At 72.0% G+C, this 17,009-nt stretch carries 18 protein-coding genes; 6 read left to right on the top strand and 12 right to left on the bottom strand.

Annotation, left to right across the window (positions count from 1 at the left end):
- Positions 1 to 792: 792 nt before the first annotated feature.
- Positions 793 to 996 (top strand): PspC domain-containing protein, encoded by a 204-nt coding sequence (locus BAW75_RS27835; RefSeq protein WP_030503550.1) that lies wholly within the window; start codon positions 793 to 795, stop codon positions 994 to 996.
- 85 nt (positions 997 to 1,081) lie between these two features.
- On the opposite strand, the gene BAW75_RS27830 is transcribed toward BAW75_RS27835, so the two are convergent.
- The 7 genes from BAW75_RS27830 to pdxH form a co-directional block, all read right to left on the bottom strand.
- Positions 1,082 to 1,870 (bottom strand): DUF4230 domain-containing protein, encoded by a 789-nt coding sequence (locus tag BAW75_RS27830; protein WP_043327138.1) that lies wholly within the window; start codon positions 1,868 to 1,870, stop codon positions 1,082 to 1,084.
- 99 nt (positions 1,871 to 1,969) lie between these two features.
- Positions 1,970 to 3,130 (bottom strand): acyl-CoA dehydrogenase family protein, encoded by a 1,161-nt coding sequence (locus BAW75_RS27825; protein ID WP_104115486.1) that lies wholly within the window; start codon positions 3,128 to 3,130, stop codon positions 1,970 to 1,972.
- Between the two features lie 31 nt (positions 3,131 to 3,161).
- Positions 3,162 to 3,467, bottom strand: coding sequence for a type II toxin-antitoxin system VapB family antitoxin (locus BAW75_RS27820; protein WP_013283726.1), 306 nt, complete (start codon positions 3,465 to 3,467; stop codon positions 3,162 to 3,164).
- A gap of 54 nt (positions 3,468 to 3,521) precedes the next feature.
- On the bottom strand, positions 3,522 to 4,124 hold the full coding sequence (locus BAW75_RS27815; RefSeq protein ID WP_064448802.1) for a nitroreductase family protein: 603 nt from the start codon (positions 4,122 to 4,124) through the stop codon (positions 3,522 to 3,524).
- Between the two features lie 2 nt (positions 4,125 to 4,126).
- Positions 4,127 to 5,053, bottom strand: coding sequence for an aldose 1-epimerase family protein (locus BAW75_RS27810; protein WP_104115485.1), 927 nt, complete (start codon positions 5,051 to 5,053; stop codon positions 4,127 to 4,129).
- A 16-nt stretch (positions 5,054 to 5,069) separates the two neighbouring features.
- Positions 5,070 to 6,362: an MFS transporter gene (locus BAW75_RS27805; protein ID WP_104115484.1), complete on the bottom strand. Its 1,293-nt coding sequence runs from the start codon at positions 6,360 to 6,362 to the stop codon at positions 5,070 to 5,072.
- Positions 6,359 to 6,988 carry a pyridoxamine 5'-phosphate oxidase gene (gene pdxH, locus BAW75_RS27800; protein WP_208635324.1) on the bottom strand — a complete coding sequence of 210 codons (630 nt, stop codon included), beginning with the start codon at positions 6,986 to 6,988 and terminating at the stop codon, positions 6,359 to 6,361. Before pdxH ends, BAW75_RS27805 begins: the two co-directional genes overlap by 4 nt.
- A gap of 273 nt (positions 6,989 to 7,261) precedes the next feature.
- Here pdxH and BAW75_RS27795 point away from each other — a divergent pair, with 273 nt between their 5' ends.
- The 4 genes from BAW75_RS27795 (at position 7,262) to BAW75_RS27780 (ending at position 12,068) form a co-directional block, all read left to right on the top strand.
- Positions 7,262 to 8,368 carry a citrate synthase 2 gene (locus BAW75_RS27795; RefSeq protein ID WP_104115480.1) on the top strand — a complete coding sequence of 369 codons (1,107 nt, stop codon included), beginning with the start codon at positions 7,262 to 7,264 and terminating at the stop codon, positions 8,366 to 8,368.
- Between the two features lie 250 nt (positions 8,369 to 8,618).
- Positions 8,619 to 9,746, top strand: a complete 1,128-nt coding sequence (serC, locus tag BAW75_RS27790; RefSeq protein ID WP_043327151.1) for a phosphoserine transaminase — start codon at positions 8,619 to 8,621, stop codon at positions 9,744 to 9,746.
- 191 nt (positions 9,747 to 9,937) lie between these two features.
- Positions 9,938 to 11,017 carry a septation protein SepH gene (sepH, locus tag BAW75_RS27785; protein ID WP_104115478.1) on the top strand — a complete coding sequence of 360 codons (1,080 nt, stop codon included), beginning with the start codon at positions 9,938 to 9,940 and terminating at the stop codon, positions 11,015 to 11,017.
- Between the two features lie 64 nt (positions 11,018 to 11,081).
- The gene (locus tag BAW75_RS27780; protein ID WP_043327155.1) at positions 11,082 to 12,068 is read left to right on the top strand and encodes an aldo/keto reductase; all 987 of its coding nucleotides are present in this window, start codon (positions 11,082 to 11,084) and stop codon (positions 12,066 to 12,068) included.
- Positions 12,069 to 12,148: 80 nt separating this feature from the next.
- Here BAW75_RS27780 and thpR read toward each other — a convergent pair whose 3' ends face one another.
- From thpR to BAW75_RS27755, 5 genes are all read right to left on the bottom strand, one after another.
- Entirely contained in the window at positions 12,149 to 12,712 is a 564-nt protein-coding gene (gene thpR / locus BAW75_RS27775) for an RNA 2',3'-cyclic phosphodiesterase (RefSeq protein WP_104115477.1), read from the bottom strand.
- A 4-nt stretch (positions 12,713 to 12,716) separates the two neighbouring features.
- On the bottom strand, positions 12,717 to 13,226 hold the full coding sequence (locus BAW75_RS27770) for a hypothetical protein (RefSeq protein ID WP_104115475.1): 510 nt from the start codon (positions 13,224 to 13,226) through the stop codon (positions 12,717 to 12,719).
- A 75-nt stretch (positions 13,227 to 13,301) separates the two neighbouring features.
- Entirely contained in the window at positions 13,302 to 14,588 is a 1,287-nt protein-coding gene (locus tag BAW75_RS27765; RefSeq protein ID WP_104115473.1) for an MFS transporter, read from the bottom strand.
- A 68-nt stretch (positions 14,589 to 14,656) separates the two neighbouring features.
- Positions 14,657 to 15,106: a MarR family winged helix-turn-helix transcriptional regulator gene (locus BAW75_RS27760; protein ID WP_030503565.1), complete on the bottom strand. Its 450-nt coding sequence runs from the start codon at positions 15,104 to 15,106 to the stop codon at positions 14,657 to 14,659.
- Between the two features lie 61 nt (positions 15,107 to 15,167).
- Complete coding sequence (locus tag BAW75_RS27755) at positions 15,168 to 16,649, bottom strand: NCS2 family permease (protein ID WP_043327162.1); 1,482 nt, start codon at positions 16,647 to 16,649, stop codon at positions 15,168 to 15,170.
- Positions 16,650 to 16,741: 92 nt separating this feature from the next.
- On the opposite strand from BAW75_RS27755, the gene BAW75_RS27750 reads away from it, so the two are divergent.
- Entirely contained in the window at positions 16,742 to 17,005 is a 264-nt protein-coding gene (locus tag BAW75_RS27750) for a DUF2530 domain-containing protein (protein WP_064448808.1), read from the top strand.
- The last annotated feature ends 4 nt before the right edge of the window (positions 17,006 to 17,009 follow it).

Genomic DNA, 17,009 nt, shown 5'->3' with positions numbered 1-17,009 from the left:
GAGTTGTGGTGGTTCACGAAGGTCGTAAATGCCGCCATCCGGCCCCCACTCCCCCCGTCGATCTTGGAGTTGTGGCGCCCGGATGGCGGCATTTACGACCTTCGTGAACCACCACAACTCCAAGATCGCCGCACAGCGCGGCGGGAGAGCAGCTCCCGGCTCCCGGCTCCCGGCTCCCGGCTCCCGGCTCCCGGCTCCCGGCTCCCGGCTCCCGGCTCCCGGCTCCCGGCTCCCGGCTCCCGGCAGATCTTGGAACCAAACGGCCCCCATAGGGACCCTTTCCTTCCAAGATCTCCACGAATCCCACTCAACGGAACGCCAGTCCCGCACCACGGAACGCCACTCGCCGCAACACGCGACCGAGCGCGGCTCCCACCGCACGCCACCCCGTCAACTGCCGCGATCTTGCACTTCCCGCCCCGTCAATCCAGAGCAAATAGGGCACGTCGAGGGCCTCAAGTGCAAGATCGCGGAAGGCGGGAGACGGAAGGCGGGAGACGGGAGACGGGAGGGGGAGCGGGAGAGGGCGGGAGGTAGGGCTGATGGTGTGGCCAGCTGACCGGAAGCGCTAAGCAGGAACCGCAGTTCCCCGACCCGTGACTGCGGGACCACCTCGGACCGGAAACCGCGGCGGCGACCCGGGAGTCTCCGCGGTGAGTCGGTGGGGACGGTCCGGGGTATGCACCTACGGGTGCCCGGGTCGCCGATCATCCTCGGGGCCGAGGGCGCGGCGCGCACCCCTCTCTACCGTGGAATCAGCGCGGCGGATCGCCGCAGAAGTGGGAGACGACGATGAGTCGCAAACTGGTCCGGCCCCGCCAGGGGCGCATGATCGCCGGTGTCTGCGCCGGCCTGGGGCAGCGGTTCGGCATGTCGGCCGGCATGGTCCGGCTGCTGTTCCTGCTGTCGCTGCTGCTGCCCGGCACGCAGGTGATCATCTACCTGATCCTGTGGGTCCTGATGCCGAACGAGGACCGCTACCTCGCCACCCGCTGACGCGACACGAGCCGGGACACCGGCACACACGCGACGCGCCCGCCCCGGACGACCGGGGCGGGCGCGCGGCGTCAGCGCACGAAGATCAGGGTGCCGTGTAGGTGACTGTCACCTTCTCGTAGCCGAGGGACCGCAGCAGCCCTTCCAGCATCTTGCGGGTGTTCTCCTCGGCGCGGGCGGCGAGCCCGCTGTCCCGGGCCGCCGCGGTGATCCGGTCCTCGGCGAGCTTGTAGATCTGCTGCTGCCGGTTGGGGTCGCCGGCCACCAGGTCGTTGAGCCGGTTGATCAGGCCGCGCTGCTGGGCGAAGACGTAGCTCTTGTCCATGTCCAGGTCGGTCTCGCCGAGCTGCGGCGCGGGCAGCTTGATCTCGGCGGACTTGCCGTCCTCGGAGACCGTCACCGCGCCGTCGGCGATCTTCGCGAAGTCGACGTACGCCTCGACGCGCCCCGCCCCGACGAACAGCGTGCGCTCGTTGAGCAGGAAGTCAGGCACGTTGCGCCGGTCGTTCTGCACGTCGACCACGACCTGGAAGTTGCCCTCGGCGGCGACGTAGCGGCTCAGGTCGCGGATCGACTTGAGCAGCGGCGGCTGGCTGCGGTCGGTCTGCTCCTTGGCGAACGGGTTGCGGAAGTCGGGCAGCAGACCGGTGGCCTGCACGCCGAGCAGCACCACCACCGCCAGCGCCGCCGCGCCGAGCACCCAGAGCAGGCCACGAGCCGCGCCGCCGCCCGACGCCGGGGCGCCCGGACCGGGCTCGCGATCGGGATCGCGGCCCGGGTCGGGCGAGCCTTCCGCCCGGTCGCGAAGGGACTCGCTGGTGGGGTAGTCCGGGAACTCCCGGGTGGGCTCGTTGATGTCACCGTCGCGGGCCATCGCCCTCACCGTCCTCGTCCGACACATCGACTGACAAAGACGGTACGGCCACCGTGCGACAGTCGCTCGCCGAGCGTCCCGATCGGGTGAAACCGCAGGTCAGGCGAACGCGGACAGGCCCGTCAGCCGCTGGCCGATGACGAGCTGGTGGATCTCGGAGGTGCCCTCGTAGGTGAGCACGCTCTCCAGGTTGTTGGCGTGCCGCATCACCGGGTACTCGCCGGAGACTCCGTTCGCGCCGAGGATCGTGCGGCACTGCCGCGCGATGGCGAGCGCCTCCCGGACGTTGTTCAGCTTGCCCACGCTCACCTGGTGGGGCTGCAGCGAGCCGGCGTCGGCGAGACGGCCCAGGTGCAGCGCGAGCAGCATCCCCTTGTTCCACTCCACCGCCATGTCGGCGAGCTTGGCCTGGGTGAGCTGGAAACCGGCGAGCGGGCGGCCGAACTGGGTGCGCGTGGTCGCGTACTCCAATGCGGTTTCCAGGCAGTCGCGGGCCGCGCCGAGCGCGCCCCAGACGATGCCGTGCCGGGCCTCGGTCAGGCACCCCAGCGGCGCCTTCAGCCCGATCGCCTCGGGCAGTCGCGCGTCCGCCGGCAGCCGGACGTCGTCGAGCGCGATCTCGCCGGTCAGTGACGCGCGCAGCGACATCTTGTGCCGGATCTCGCGCGCCGTCACCCCCGGCGTGTCCATGGGTACGGCGAAGCCGCGCACGCCCTCGTCGGTGCGCGCCCAGATCACGCCCACGTCGGCGATCGGCGCGTTGGTGATCCACAGTTTGCTGCCGTTGAGGATCCAGTCGTCGCCGTCGCGGCGGGCCCGGGTGGCCATCGAGCCGGGGTCGGAGCCGTGGTCGGGCTCGGTGAGCCCGAAACAGCCGATCGCCTCGCCGGCCGCCATGGCGGGCAGCCAGCGCTGCTTCTGCTCCTCGCTGCCGAAGCGCCAGATGGCGTACATGGCCAGCGATCCCTGCACCGACACCAGCGAGCGGACGCCGGAGTCGCCGGCCTCCAGTTCCAGGCAGGCCAGCCCGTACGCGACCGCGGACGCGCCGGCGCAGCCGTACCCGGTCAGGTGCATGCCGAGCAGGCCGAGCTTGCCGAACTCGCGGGCCAGCTCACGGGCCGGCACCTGGCCGTCCTCGTACCAGCCGGCGACGTGCGGGCGTACCCGGTCGGTCACGAGCTGGCGCACGACGGCGCGGATCTGCCGCTCCTCCTCGCTGAGCGACGCATCGATGTCGAGCAGGTCCAGAGGAGTCATGGCGTCACCTTAACCAAGGCTCAGCCGGGCGTCACTCGCCCTGGTCGCCGAGGACCAGCACGCGCGCGTGGATCTGGTTGCGCTGCTGCAGCGCCGCGCGCAGCGCCCGGTGCAGGCCGTCCTCCAGGTAGAGGCCGCCGTTCCACTGGACCACGTGCGGGAAGAGGTCGCCGTAGAAGGTGGAGTCCTCCGCGAGCAGCTTGTCCAGCGCCAGTTCGCGCTTGGTGGTGATGAGCTGGTCCAGCCGCAGCGGGCGCGGCGGGATCTCGGCCCACTGCTTCAGCGTGAGGTTGTGCTCCGGGTAGGGACGCCCGTCCCGGACCGCCCTGAAGATCACGGCGTGCTCTCCTCCCCCAGGCCCGGCTGACGATGTGGATGTCAGCCTAACCGCTCAGGTCCACCGTCCCCGCCGCACCACATCCTGCACCGGACGCCGCCCTCTACGCAGCGACGGTGACCGATGGTCGACGACCCGATAACCCACTGTGATGGCTCCGACGGGGCTGAGTTCCGGCGGTACCCCGAACGCCTCCCGGTACGCCTCGATCCGCTGCGGCGGAATGCCGAAGAAGCAGGCGCCCAGCCCTTCGTCCACGGCGGTGAGCAGCATCAGCAGCGCCGCGAAGCCGGTGTCCACGTACCAGTAGGGCACCGGCCAGCGGTCCTCGGCGCGGTCCGCCCAGCCCTTGTCCGGCTCGGCGTAGCGGTCCAGGTAGGCGTCACGGTTGGCGTGCGGCACCACGATCAGCGGCGCCCGGCGCATCCCGGCCAGCCAGCGTTCCCGGCCGCCGCCACCGGGCGTGGTCGCCGCCCAGAACCGTTCCCGGTCCTCGGGTTCCTCCAGCACCAGGAAGCCCCAGCCCTGGGCGAACCCGGCCGACGGCGCGCGGACCGCGTGGTCCAGCAGGCGGTCCACCACCTCCGGCGGCACCGGGCGGTCGGGGTCGTAGTTGCGCACCATCCGGCGGCGGCGGACTACCTCGGCGAACTCCACGCTCAGACCTCCGGCCGGACGCCCCAGGCGCCCCGCCAGGTCTGCCCCGGCTCCAGCGTGATGACGTCCCTGCCGGAGCGGAACGCATCCGGCGGGCAGGTCATCGGCTCGACCGCCACCGACCGGCGGTGCCGTTCCCCGCCGAGCGTGTCGCCGGTGAACACCTGCCACCAGCCGAACTCGCGGTCCGCCCAGATCCGCAGCCCGGACGAGCCGTCCGGCGAGCCGAGCGTCACCGCCGAGCCGCCGTCGGCGTCCCGCTCGACGTCACCGAAGGCGGTGTCGAGGACCAGGTCGCCGATCGGGCGCGGGCTGGTGAAGTCGAACTCGGAGCCCGTCACCTCGGTCGCACCGACCGGAAGCAGGCGGCCGTCCACCAGCACCCGCCGCCGGGCCGGCAGGTGCAGCCGAATCCCGTCCACGCCGGCCTTCGGCAGTTGCAGGTAGGGGTGCACGGAGAAGCCGAACGGCGCCGGCTCGCCGGACAGGTTCGTCGCCTCGTGCTCGGCCCGCAGCCCGTCCGGGCCGACGCTCCACCGGGCCCGCAGCCGCAGCGCCCACGGGTAGCCGGGGCTGGGCGGCAGGTCGTAGCCGATCGTCACGCTCTGGGCCGACTGCTCGATCAGCTGCCACCGCGCCCAGTTCACCAGGCCGTGCAGCGCGTTGTGCCGCTCCGGCTCGGTGAGGTCGAGCTGGAACGACCGCGCCCCGAACGAGTAGACGCCGTCCCGGATCCGGTTCGGCCAGGGCGCGAGCACCTGACCGGCCGAGCCGGGGCAGACCTCGTCCTCGGCGTACCCGTCGAGGTAGTCCACGCCGTCGTGCCGGTAGGCCCGCAGCCCGCCGCCCACCTCGACCACGACGGCCTCGTGGCCGTCGGCGGAAATGGTCCACTGTGTACCGGACGGTGGCTGCACGTCGATCCCCATGTCGGCGACCCTACCGTCAGTGGCGCTCCTCGGCGGGGGTGGTCGAGCGATAGCGCAGCAGCGCCGGGAACGCCACCACCAGCAACACCGCGAGTACGGCGGCGGCCAGGCCACCACCGACCATGGCGACGCCGGTGCCGAACCCGGCGGCCGTCGCGCCGGCCCGCAGATCGCCCAGACGCGGGCCACCGGCAACCACGACGGTGTTCACGCCCTGGAGGCGGCCCCGCATCCGGTCCGGCGCGTAGACCAGCAGCATCGACTGGCGCAGCGTGGCGCTGACCAGGTCGGCGGCGCCGGCGACGCCCAGCAGCACCACCGCCACCCACAACTGCCCGGCCAGCCCGGCGAGCGCGATCGCGACGCCCCAGCCCACCACCGCCACGGTGAGCGCGAGGCCCTGCCGGCGGACCCGGCCGATCCACCCGGAGGTCAGGCCGCCCAGCATCGCGCCGATGGCGATCGAGCTGTAGAGCCAGCCCACCGCCGAGGCGCCGCCGAAGCGTTCCTGCGCCAGCTCGGGGAAGAGCGCCCGCGGCATGGCCAGGATCATCGCGATCAGGTCGATGGCGAAGGACAGCAGCAGCACCCGCGTGGTGGCCAGGTAGCGGAAACCGTCGACGATGCTGGCCAGCCCGGCCTTGCGGACGCCGCCGTCCGGGTCCGGCGCGGGCGGCATCGCGGGCAGCCGCAGCGTGGCCCAGAGCGCCGCCGTGTACAGCAGCGCGTCCGCCGCGTACGCGATGGGCAGCGCCGTCCCGACCTCCCACCCGGCGAAGATCAGGCCGGCGGCGAGCGGGCCGAAGACGGCGGCGGCGGTGAACGTGGTGAAGTTCAGCGTGGTTGCCGCCGGGACCAGCTCGGCCGGCACGAGCCGGGGCAGGATCGCGCTGCGGGCCGGTGAGGTGATCGCGAAGGCGGTCGACTGGAGGGCGACGAGCAGCAGGAGCAGCAGCGGGCTCCGCACGCCGGCCAGCGACTGCACCAGCAGCCCGAGCGTCGAGGCCCAGAGCACGCAACCGCCGACGAGCAGCACCCGGCGGCGGTCCCGGGCATCGGCGACCGCGCCGCCCCACAACCCGAAGAGCAGCAACGGCACGAAGCCGGCGATACCCAGCAGACCGACCCAGAGCGAGCCGCCGGTCAGGTCGAACATCACCACCGGCACCGCCACGGCGGTGAACTGGAAGCCGAACATCGCGATCGCGTTGCCGGTCCAGACCCGCCGGTACGCGGGCACGCGCAGCGGGCGCAGGTCGATCGCCCAGCGGCGCGCACCCCGCCGCCGGGCCTGCGTGACGTCGGTCACGGCGCGAGCCGCTCGACGACGAAAACCCCGTTCCCGGTACGCCGGAAGCGCAGCCGGTCGTGCAGCCGGCTGGCCCGGCCCTGCCAGAACTCGACCGTCTCGGGCCGGACCCGGAACCCGCCCCAGTGCGGCGGCGCGGGGATCGGGTCCACGTCGGCGAACCGTTCCGCCGCCGCCCGGTACGCGGCGTCGACCGCGGCGCGGTCCGGCACCACCGTCGACTGGGCGCTGGCCCACGCCCCGAGCTGCGAGCCGCGCGGCCGGCCGGCGAAGTACGCCTCGGTCTCGGCCCGGTCCACCGGCTCGACCCGGCCGGTCACCGTCACCTGCCGCTGCATCGGGAACCAGGGGAACACCAGGCTGGCCCACGGGTTCCCGGTCACCTCGGCGCCCTTGCGCGACCCGTGGTTGGTGTAGAAGACGAAGCCCTCCGGGTCGTACCCCTTGAGCAGCACGGTGCGCCCGCTGGGCCGGCCCCGGGCGTCGGCGGTGCCGAGCACCATCGCGTTCGGCTCGGGCAGCGGATGTGCCACCGCGTCGGCGAACCAGCGGGCGAACTGGGTGTGCCAGTCCGGCGCCAGGTCCGCCTCGGTCAGGCCCAGGTCGGCGGCGTACTCGTTACGCATACCGGCCGGTGCGGGTGTGTCGCCTGTCACTGTGCTCGTCCCTCTCCCGGGCGTGCCGGCGTCCCCCGACGCTGGCCAGGCCCCGGTACCCAGTCTTCTCCCTCTCTCACCGACGGCCAGCGGCGGGGATGTCGTGTGGCGCACAGTGGCTGTGGGTCGCGCAGTCTGTTACCCACCGGGCAAGATGTTCCGAACCACATCCCTGAAGGGTCGCCTGAGCTGCGGGGCTCGATCAGCCCGCCCGGGCGCGCCGAGCCGAAGCCAGGAGACGACATGTCCGATTTCAAACCGGGCCTGGAGGGCGTCGTAGCCTTCGAGACCGAGATCGCCGAACCCGACCGCGCGGGGGGTTCACTGCGCTACCGGGGCGTGGACATCGAGGACCTGATCGGCCAGGTCTCGTTCGGCAACGTCTGGGCGCTGCTGGTGGACGGCCGGTTCGGCCCGGGCCTGCCGCCGGCCGAGCCGTTCCCGGTGCCGGTGCACTCCGGTGACATCCGCGTCGACGTGCAGTCCGCGGTCGCCATGCTGGCGCCGTACTGGGGGCTCAGCCAGCTTCTCGACATCTCCGACGAGCAGGCCCGCGAGGACCTGGCCCGGGTGTCGGTCACCGCGCTGTCCTTCGTCGCCCAGTCGGCGCGCGGCCTGGGCCTGCCGGCCGTGCCGCAGAAGGAGATCGACAAGGCGGAGACCATCGTCGAGCGGTTCATGAAGCGCTGGCGGGGTGAGCCCGACCCGCGGCACGTCAAGGCCGTCGACGCGTACTTCATCTCGGCCGCCGAGCACGGCCTGAACGCCTCCACCTTCACCGCCCGGATCGTCGCCTCCACCGGCGCGGACGCCGCGGCCTGCATCTCCTCCGGCATCGGCGCGCTCTCCGGCCCGCTGCACGGCGGCGCCCCGTCCCGGGTGCTCAGCATGCTGGAGGCGGTCGAGCGCAGCGGCGACGCCGACGGGTACGTCAAGGGCGTGCTCGACCGGGGCGAGCGGCTGATGGGCTTCGGCCACCGGGTCTACCGGGCCGAGGACCCCCGCGCCCGCGTGCTGCGGCGTACCGCCAAGGAGCTGGGCGCGCCCCGCTTCGAGGTCGCCGAGGCGCTGGAGAAGGCCGCGCTGACCGAGCTGCAGGCCCGCCGCCCGGACCGCGTCCTCGCCACCAACGTCGAGTTCTGGTCGGCGGTGGTGCTGGACTTCGCCGAGGTGCCGGCGCACATGTTCACCTCGATGTTCACCTGCGCGCGGATGGGCGGCTGGTCGGCGCACATCCTGGAGCAGAAGAAGCTCCAGCGGCTGGTGCGCCCGTCGGCGACGTACGTCGGCCCCGGCTCGCGCAAGCCGCAGGAGGTCGAGGGCTGGGACGCCATCCCGCACGGCGTCTGACTTTTTCGCCCGGAGCCCCGTTCCCCTGCCGGTGGAGCGGGGCTCCGGCATTTCCGGGACCGGCTCGCGGCCCGTGTGGCGGACGCCTCACCGACCGGCGTGGGACAGCCCGCCGGACGTGCCCGGACAGGTGCGAGGATGGCCGTGGCAGTGTCGCCGGAACGGGCTCGGACGCCCGCCGCCACGCGGCAGCACCTCGTCCGCGCCCTGCCAGCTCACCTCTCGCCCATGCGGAAGGATCTTGAAGACCGTGGCTGACGCACCGACCATCCGGATTCCCGACGAGATCAGGCCCGCCGACGGACGATTCGGCTGCGGGCCGTCCAAGGTCCGTCCGGCCGCGGTCTCCGCCCTGGCCGACGTCGCCACCAGCTACCTGGGCACGTCGCACCGGCAGAAGACGGTCCGCGACCAGGTCGCCCGGCTGCGCCGCGGCCTGGCCGAGTTCTACTCCCTCCCCGAGGGGTACGAGGTGGTGCTCGGCAACGGCGGCACCACCGCGTTCTGGGAGGTCGCCACGTTCGGCCTGATCCGTGACCGGGCCCAGTTCGCCAGCTTCGGCGAGTTCGGCGCCAAGTTCGCCAAGTCGGTCAAGGACGCACCGTTCCTCGGTGAGCCGACCGTGCGCAAGTCCGACGCGGGCAGCGCCCCGACGCTGGTCGCCGAGGCCGGCGTGGACGTCTACGCCACCCCGCACAACGAGACCTCCACCGGTGTCGCGGTGCCGATCAGCCGGGTGGCGGGCGCCGACGAGGGCTCGCTGCTGCTGGTCGACGCCACCTCCGGCGCGGGCGGCCTGGACGTGGACGTCGCCCAGACCGACGTCTACTACTTCGCGCCGCAGAAGTGCTTCGGCTCCGACGGTGGCCTCTGGCTGGCCCTGATGTCGCCGGCCGCGCTGGCCCGGGCCACCGAGATCAAGGAGTCGGGCCGCTACATCCCGGCCTTCCTCGACCTGGTCACCGCGATCGACAACTCGCGGCTGGAGCAGACGTACAACACCCCGGCGCTGGCGACCATCTTCCTGGCCGCCGAGCAGACCGACTGGATGAACTCCCAGGGCGGGCTGGCCTGGGCGGCCAAGCGCACCGCCGAGAGCGCCGGCATCGTGTACGGCTGGGCCGAGCGCTCGTCGTTCGCCACCCCGTTCGTGGCGGACCCGGCGCTGCGGTCCAACGTGGTCGCCACCGTCGACTTCGCCGACGGGGTGGACGCCACGGCGATCGCCAAGGTGCTGCGCGCGAACGGCATCGTCGACACCGAGCCGTACCGCAAGCTGGGCCGCAACCAGCTGCGGGTGGCGCTGTTCCCGGCCGTCGAGCCGGCCGACGTCGAGGCGCTCACCGCGTCCATCGACTACGTGGTCGAGCGACTCTGATCACGCCGTCACGGTGCGTGGCCGTCAGGGCTCCGGCGGCCACCCACCGTGATCATTACCGCAGCTCAGTCACGACATGCCGGGGTGTCGCAGTCCCCATCGGCGGGTAGATGAGCGTACGGTGGTGCGAGACGCCCGGGTGGCCGGCTCCCGTGGCGTGACGGCCAGCGAAGCGGGACGGAGGCAAGCCCATGCGCCCAGTACGCTTCGTCGCCCTCTCCGAGGACGGCCAGGCCCTGGTGCTCGCCGACGAGGTGGGGCGCCTGCTGGCGCTGCCCATCGACGAGCGGATCGCGTCGGCGCTGCACGCCGAGCCGGGCGCCCCGCCGCTCGCGGTGGTGCCGAGCGCCACCGACCCGACGCCGTCGCTGTCCCCACGGGACATTCAGGCCCGCATCCGCTCCGGTGAGTCCGCCGAGGACGTCGCCCGCATCGCCGGCGTGCCGGTCGACCGGGTGCTGCGCTACGCCGGCCCGGTGCTCCAGGAGCGGGCCATGCTCGCCCAGCACGCCCGCCGCACCCGGCTGAAGGGCGCGGAGAAGCCGACCCCGCTGGCCGAGGTCGTCAACGGCCGGCTGGCCCAGCACGGCATCGACACCGAGAAGATCTCGTGGGACGCCTACCGCCGCGACGACGGCACCTGGCGGATCATCGCGACCTGGCCGTCCGGCAAGGCCACCGCGCAGGCGGTGTGGGACCTGGACAAGACCCGGCAGAACGTCGCCCCGCACGACGACATGGCGCAATACCTCTGCGCCGAGCGGCCCACGCCGATCCTCGGCCAGGAGCCGGCGCCGGAGCGGGGCGGTCACGCGCTGCCCGGTCCGTCGCGTGGCGAGCCGAGCCGGGGCGGGCACGGCCTGCCGGCCGCCTCCGAGCACGCCCGTCCGGGGCGTGACCCGATCCGCGCCGGCCGGGACGCGCTGCTCGACGCGCTCGACCGGCCGCTCGGCGGCACGTCCGGGCGCGGTCTCGACACCCGCTCCCCGGCCGCGCAGGAGGCGCCCCGCCAGCGGGCCGTCGCCGGTGGCGCCGCCGCGCTGCTCGGGGGCGGGCAGGGCTCGGCCTTCGACGACGACTCGGACGCGCCGAAGGAGATCCCGGCCGTACCCTCGCTGGCAGTGCTGCGGCCGCGGCGCACCGGTGCCGCGGCGGCGACCGGCGGCGCGGGCGGCGAGTCCACCGAGGCCGGTGGCAAGCCGCGCAAGCGGCTGCCGAGCTGGGACGACGTGCTCTTCGGCACCGGCCCGGCGGCCCGCGAATCCTCCTGATCCGCAAGCTCCACCCTGGCTCGTTGAGAGGGCACTCCAGGTGCCGGCGTGCCAGGGTGGAGCCATGGAGTACACGAACCTGGGACGCACCGGCCTGTCCGTGAGCCGACTCTGCCTCGGCACGATGAACTTCGGTCCGCAGACCGACGAGCCGGACAGCTTCGCCATCATGGACCGGGCGCTCGAACACGGGATCAACTTCTTCGACACCGCGAACGTCTACGGCTGGAAGCTCGGTGAGGGCGTCACCGAGCACATCGTCGGCCGCTGGTTCGCGCAGGGCGGCGGGCGCCGCGACAAGGTCGTCCTCGCCACCAAGGTGTACGGCAAGATGGGCGAGTGGCCCAACGAGCAGGGCCTGAGCGCCCGGCACATCATCCGGGCCTGCGAGGACTCGCTGCGCCGCCTCCAGACCGACACGATCGACCTCTACCAGATGCACCACATCTCCCGGACCACGCCGTGGGAGGAGATCTGGCAGGCGATGGAGACGCTCGTCGCGCAGGGCAAGGTGCTCTACGTCGGCTCGTCCAACTTCGCCGGCTGGCACATCGCGCAGGCGCAGGCCGCAGCCGGAAAGCGCAACTTCCTCGGCCTCGTCTCCGAGCAGTGCATCTACAACCTGCTGACCCGGTACGTCGAGCTGGAGGTCGTGCCGGCCGCGCAGCACTACGGGCTGGGCATCATCCCGTGGTCGCCGCTGCACGGCGGGCTGCTCTCCGGCATCATCCGCAAGATGGCCGAGGGCAGCGCGGCGCGCGGCACCACGGGCCGCTCGGCCGACGCGCTGGCCGAGCACCGCAGCACCATCGAGGCGTACGAGAAGCTCTGCGCCGACCTGGGCCACGACCCGGCCGATGTGGCGCTGGCGTGGCTGCTGTCCCGTCCGGGTGTGACCGCCCCGATCGTCGGCCCGCGCACGATGGACCAGCTCGACCGCAACCTCGGCGCGCTCGACGTCCACCTGGACGAGCCCACGCTGACCCGCCTGGACGAGCTGTTCCCGCCCGTAGGCAACGGCGGCCCCGGCCCCGAGGCCTGGGCCTGGTGAAAGGAAGGGCCCCTTCTTAACGCCTCAGGTAGAGAAGGGCCCCCTTCTTAACACGCCGCCGAATTAACGCGCCGCCCGCATCAACGCGCCGGCGCGAGCGCCCACGCGGCGATGCGCGTGTGGCGGGGCGTACGGCCCGGGTGGCTGCGGGTCAGCATCACCTCACCGGCCGACCACTGTGGGCCGGCGTACCCGTTGAGGGTGTCCCGGTCGGCGTGGAGGTCGGCCTCGGGCACCCGGTCACCGGGGCGGGCGATGGTCAGGTGCGCCCGGAACGGCTTGTCGTCGCAGGGCAGCCCGGCCTCGCGCAGCCCGCCGCGGATCGAGCGGGCGAGCGCGTCGAGCGCCTCGACGTCGCCGCGTACATCGACCCAGAGCACTGTGGACCGGCCCTGACCGAAGCTGCCGCCGCCCGCGAGGCGCAGCAGTGGGGTACGAGCTGTCCGGGCGGCCGAGGCGAGCGCGTGCTTCACGTCGGGGAGCCGGACGTCCGGCACCTCGCCGAGGAAGGCCAGCGTGAGGTGCAGGTCCGCCGGGTCGGCCAGCCGGGCGTGGCGGGCGGCCGCGACCCGCAGGCCCTTGACCCGGGCGGTGAGGTCGGCGACCGCCACGGCAGGTGGGTAGATCGCCGCGAAGAGACGCACCAGGTCAGCGGTGCCGCTGGTGGTGCGCGGCGCGGGCAGCCGGCAACGTCAGCCCGGCGGCGTGCAGCAGCCCTTCGACGCGTACCCGTTCGATCTCCCGGTCGACGCCGTCCAGTTCGGCCAGGTGCTCGTCGATGCCGAGCGCCCGGCAGGCGGCGCACAGCCGTTCGTCGTACGCCTCGATGACCGCGCCGTGCCACACCACGCTGCGGTCGTTGGCGGCGAGCCGGTGGCCGCCGAGGCGGCGCAGGTCGGTGGCGAGCTGGTCCAGCGGCCGTCGGCCGTCCCGGTCGAACTCGGTGAGGTCGATGTCGCGGGTCAGCGCCTCGGACTCGATGGCCCGGTCGAGCCGCGCGATGGTACGGCGTTCCCGGCGCTGCTCCCGCCACTCGGCCCACCCGCACGCGACCCGGTCGATGATCTCGTCAGCGCAGAACAGCAGCGCGAACAGGGCGGGCAGGCAGCAGACGGCGAGGATCGCCAGCGCCAGCAGCAGTCCCTGCCCCACTTCCACACATCGACGCTAAGCCCTGCCGCACCGGCCCGCCACCCGTTTGGGTAATCGGGCCGGTACGACCGGCTATCGGGGCTACTTGGCTCCGGGCGACACGACGTAGAAGCGGGGCATCGGGAGCACCCGCATCCGCAGCCGCGCGCCGGAGCGGCGCAGCTGCCAGGTGAGCGCCAGCAGCGCGGCGGTGAGCGAGATCAGACCGCCGGCCCAGATGCTCGCGCCCGCGCCGTATTTCTCGGCGACCCAGCCGATCAGCGGCGCGCCGACCGGGTTGGTGCCCAGGAACACCAGCACCCACAGCGCCATCACCCGTCCCCGGAAGGAGGCGTCGACACCGAGCTGTACGCGCTGGTTGGCGGCCTGGGCGAAGTAGATCATGAAGAACCCGGCGGGCAGCAGCAGCGTCACGACCAGCCAGTACGCCGGGGCGAGCCCGACGAGCGTGCCGAAGACCGCGCAGCCGATCGCGGCGCCGAGCACGAGCCAGACCGAGGGCCGGCTGCGCCGTCCGGTGCCGGCCAGCGCCCCGACCAGCGCACCGGCCGCGAGCGCGGTGCTGAACAGGCCGAACGAGGCGGCGCCGGTGTTGAACACGGTCTTCGCGAGCGCGGCGAGGGTGAGCTGGAAGTTGAACAGGCTCATCCCGATCACCGACATGAGGACCATCGGCAGCAGGATGTCGGGGCGGCGTGCCACGTACCGGAGGCCGTCGACCACGCGGGCCTGGTCCCGCTCGCCGACCGGCGGCAGGTCCTTGCGGTGCAGTTCCTCGGTACGCATCCGGACCACGTTGACCAGCGGGGCGATCGAGCTGAGCGCGGTGACCAGGAAGACCGGGCCGACGTCGACGGCGGCGATGGCCAGGCCGGCGACGGCGGGGCCGACGATCCGGGCGGAGTTGAACACTGCCGCGTTGAGCGAGAGCGCGTTCGGCAGCAGCGGCATGCCGACCAGCTCGGAGACGAACGCCTGGCGGACCGGCGTCTCGATCGCGTTGGAGACGCCGAGCAGGGCGGCGAACGTGAAGACGTGCCAGAGCTGCACCAGGCCGGTGAGGACCAGGACGCTCATGGCCAGCGCGAGCACGGTCCAGAACGCGTTGGCGACGAAGAGCAGCATCCGCTTGTCGTAGCGGTCGGCGAGCCGTCCGGAGAGCAGCGTGAGCAGGAGTACGGGCGTGAACTGCAACGCGGTGACCACGCCGAGCGCGGTCGCCGAGTTGTCGCTGAGCTCGAGCACGAGCCAGTCCTGGGCGATGAACATCATCCAGACGCCGATCAGTTTGATCAGCTGCCCGGTGGCGAAGAGTCGGTAGTTACGGACCCGTAGGGACTGGAACATCGTGCTCAATTTGGCCTGCACTCTAGGTGCGCCTCCTTGCGTCGGTACGCTTCATCCACAGCTGACGAAGCGAACCGCGGGCGGCGGTGTCAGGCGCGAGCGATGCCCTGGAGGATGTCCGCGGCGCGCCGTAGCGTTTCGCGTTCGTCCTCGGTGAGCTCGGCCAGCCGGGTGGCCAGCCACTCGTTGCGGGCCCGCTCGAACTGGTCGAGTACGGCCCGTCCCCCTTCGGTAGCCGCCAGGATGACCTGCCGTCCGTCGGTCGGGTGGGGGGTGCGTTGCACGAGGCCCCGCTCCTCCAGCTTCGCGACGATCTTCGTCATCGTGGGCGGCTGCACCCGTTCGACATCAGCGAGTTCCCGTGGTGTGAGGGCGCCCGCCAGGTTGAGGCTGGTGAGCGCCGACAGCTGGGTGACTGTGAGGTCGCCGACCGGCCGGGCCTGTCGGACCCGCCGGTTGAGCCGGGTGATCGCATCTCGCAGCTGAGGGGCCAGCTGCGCCGGTGGCACGCGTTTCGCCGTCACCGTCCGCTCCGTCACGGTAGTTAGCTTAACTAATGAGCCTGGCTAACGACACGCGTTATGACCAGGCTCACCAGCGTCAGAGCAACACGGACTCGACCGGCCCGCGCAGGAAGTACACGATGAACAGCGCGGCGACCCCGTACAGGAGCGGGTGGACCTCCCGGGCCTTACCCTTCGCCACCTTCAGCAGCACGAAGCTGATCACGCCGGCCCCGATGCCGTTGGAGATCGAATAGGTGAACGGCATCAGCGCGATGGTGAGGAACGCCGGGATGGCGATCTCGTAGTCGGTCCAGTCGATCGTGCGGACCGCCGTCATCATCAGGAAGCCGACCACCACCAGGGCCGTCGACGCGGCCTCGAACGGCACGATCAACGACAGCGGCGCGAGGAACATGGCCAGCAGGAACAGGCTGCCGGTGACCAGGTTGGCCACGCCGGTCCGGGCGCCCTCCGCGACACCTGCGGCGCTCTCGATGTACGACGTGTTGCTGGACACCGAGGCGGCGCCACCGGCCGCGGCGGCGATCGAGTCGACGAGCAGGATCTCCTTGGCCTTCGGCGGGGTGCCCGTCTCGTCGAGCATGTCCCCTTCCTGGCCGATCGCGACCATCGTGCCCATGGTGTCGAAGAAGTCCGTGATCAGCAGCGTGAAGATGAACATCAGCGGCACCAGCCAGCCGACCCGGCTCCACGAGTTCAGCACGTTGAACTGGCCCAGCAACGACAGGTCGGGCACGTCCACGATCTGCTTCGGCAGCTCGGGCACGTTCAGCGCCCAGCCCTTCGGGTTCGGCTTGCCGTCGACGAAGGACGGGCCGACGTTGGCGATCGCCTCGACCACGATGGCCAGCACGGTGGAGGCGAGGATGCCGATCAGGATCGCGCCCCGGACCCGGCGTACCACCAGGACCAGCGTGATCAGCAGGCCGACCACGAAGACCAGCATCGGCCAGCTGACGATCTTGCCGTTGATGCCCAGCCCGACCGGCACGGTGGAGTTCGCGGCGTCCGGCACGCGCCGGACGAAGCCGGCGTCGACCAGGCCGATGATGGTCAGGAACAGACCGATGCCGACGCCGATCGCGGTCTTGAGCTGCGTCGGCACCGACCGGAACACCGCGGTACGCAGTCCGGTGAGCACCAGGATGCCGATCAGCACACCCTCGATGACCACCAGGCCCATCGCGTCCGCCCAGGTCATCTGGGGCGCGATCTCGTACGCGACGAGCGCGTTCACACCCAGGCCGGCCGCGAGCGCGATCGGGAACCGGGCCACCACGCCCATCAGGATGGTCATCAGGCCGGCGACCAGCGCGGTCGCCGCGGCGAGCGCCGGAATGGCCAGCGAACGGCCGTCGCCGTCCTTCCCGCTGCCGAGGATCAGCGGGTTCAACACCACGATGTACGCCATCGTGAAGAACGTGGCGAAACCGCCCCGAAGCTCCCGGCTCAGCGTGGACCCGCGTGCCGAGATCAGGAAGAAGCGGTCGAAGCCGTTACGTGGATGCGCGGGATCGGGCGGAGTGCCGTGATCGGGCGGTGGAGCAATGGACATGGTTCCTCATCTGGTCATCGGCCGGGTTTTGTCGCGCGCATCGTCCCAGATCACCTGGCGGGCAGGGAAGAACGATCACGTAGGCTGGGCCGGTGTCACAGGAGCAACAGCCGCGGCCGGAGCCGCTCGACCCGCCGATGGTGCCGTTCGCCGTCGCCGGGCTGATCGCCTGGGCGGTGGCCGGTCTGGTGCTACTGATCTTCTTCCGGGACTGGCTCACCGAGTCCGGGCGTCAGAACTGGCTCTGGACCTGCCTGGCCGGTTTTCTGTGGGGCTTTCCCGGCTTGGCGGTGATGATGCGGCACGACGCCAACCGGCGTCGCCGACGCGGGGCCGCCGCGCAGCGGCCGCGCTGACCGG

The sequence above is a fragment of the Micromonospora chalcea genome, from assembly GCF_002926165.1.
GTDB classification, from domain to species: Bacteria; Actinomycetota; Actinomycetes; order Mycobacteriales; family Micromonosporaceae; genus Micromonospora; species Micromonospora chalcea.
The sequence above is the reverse complement of the archived record's forward strand: the minus strand, read 5'-3'. Positions and strand labels throughout refer to the sequence as shown.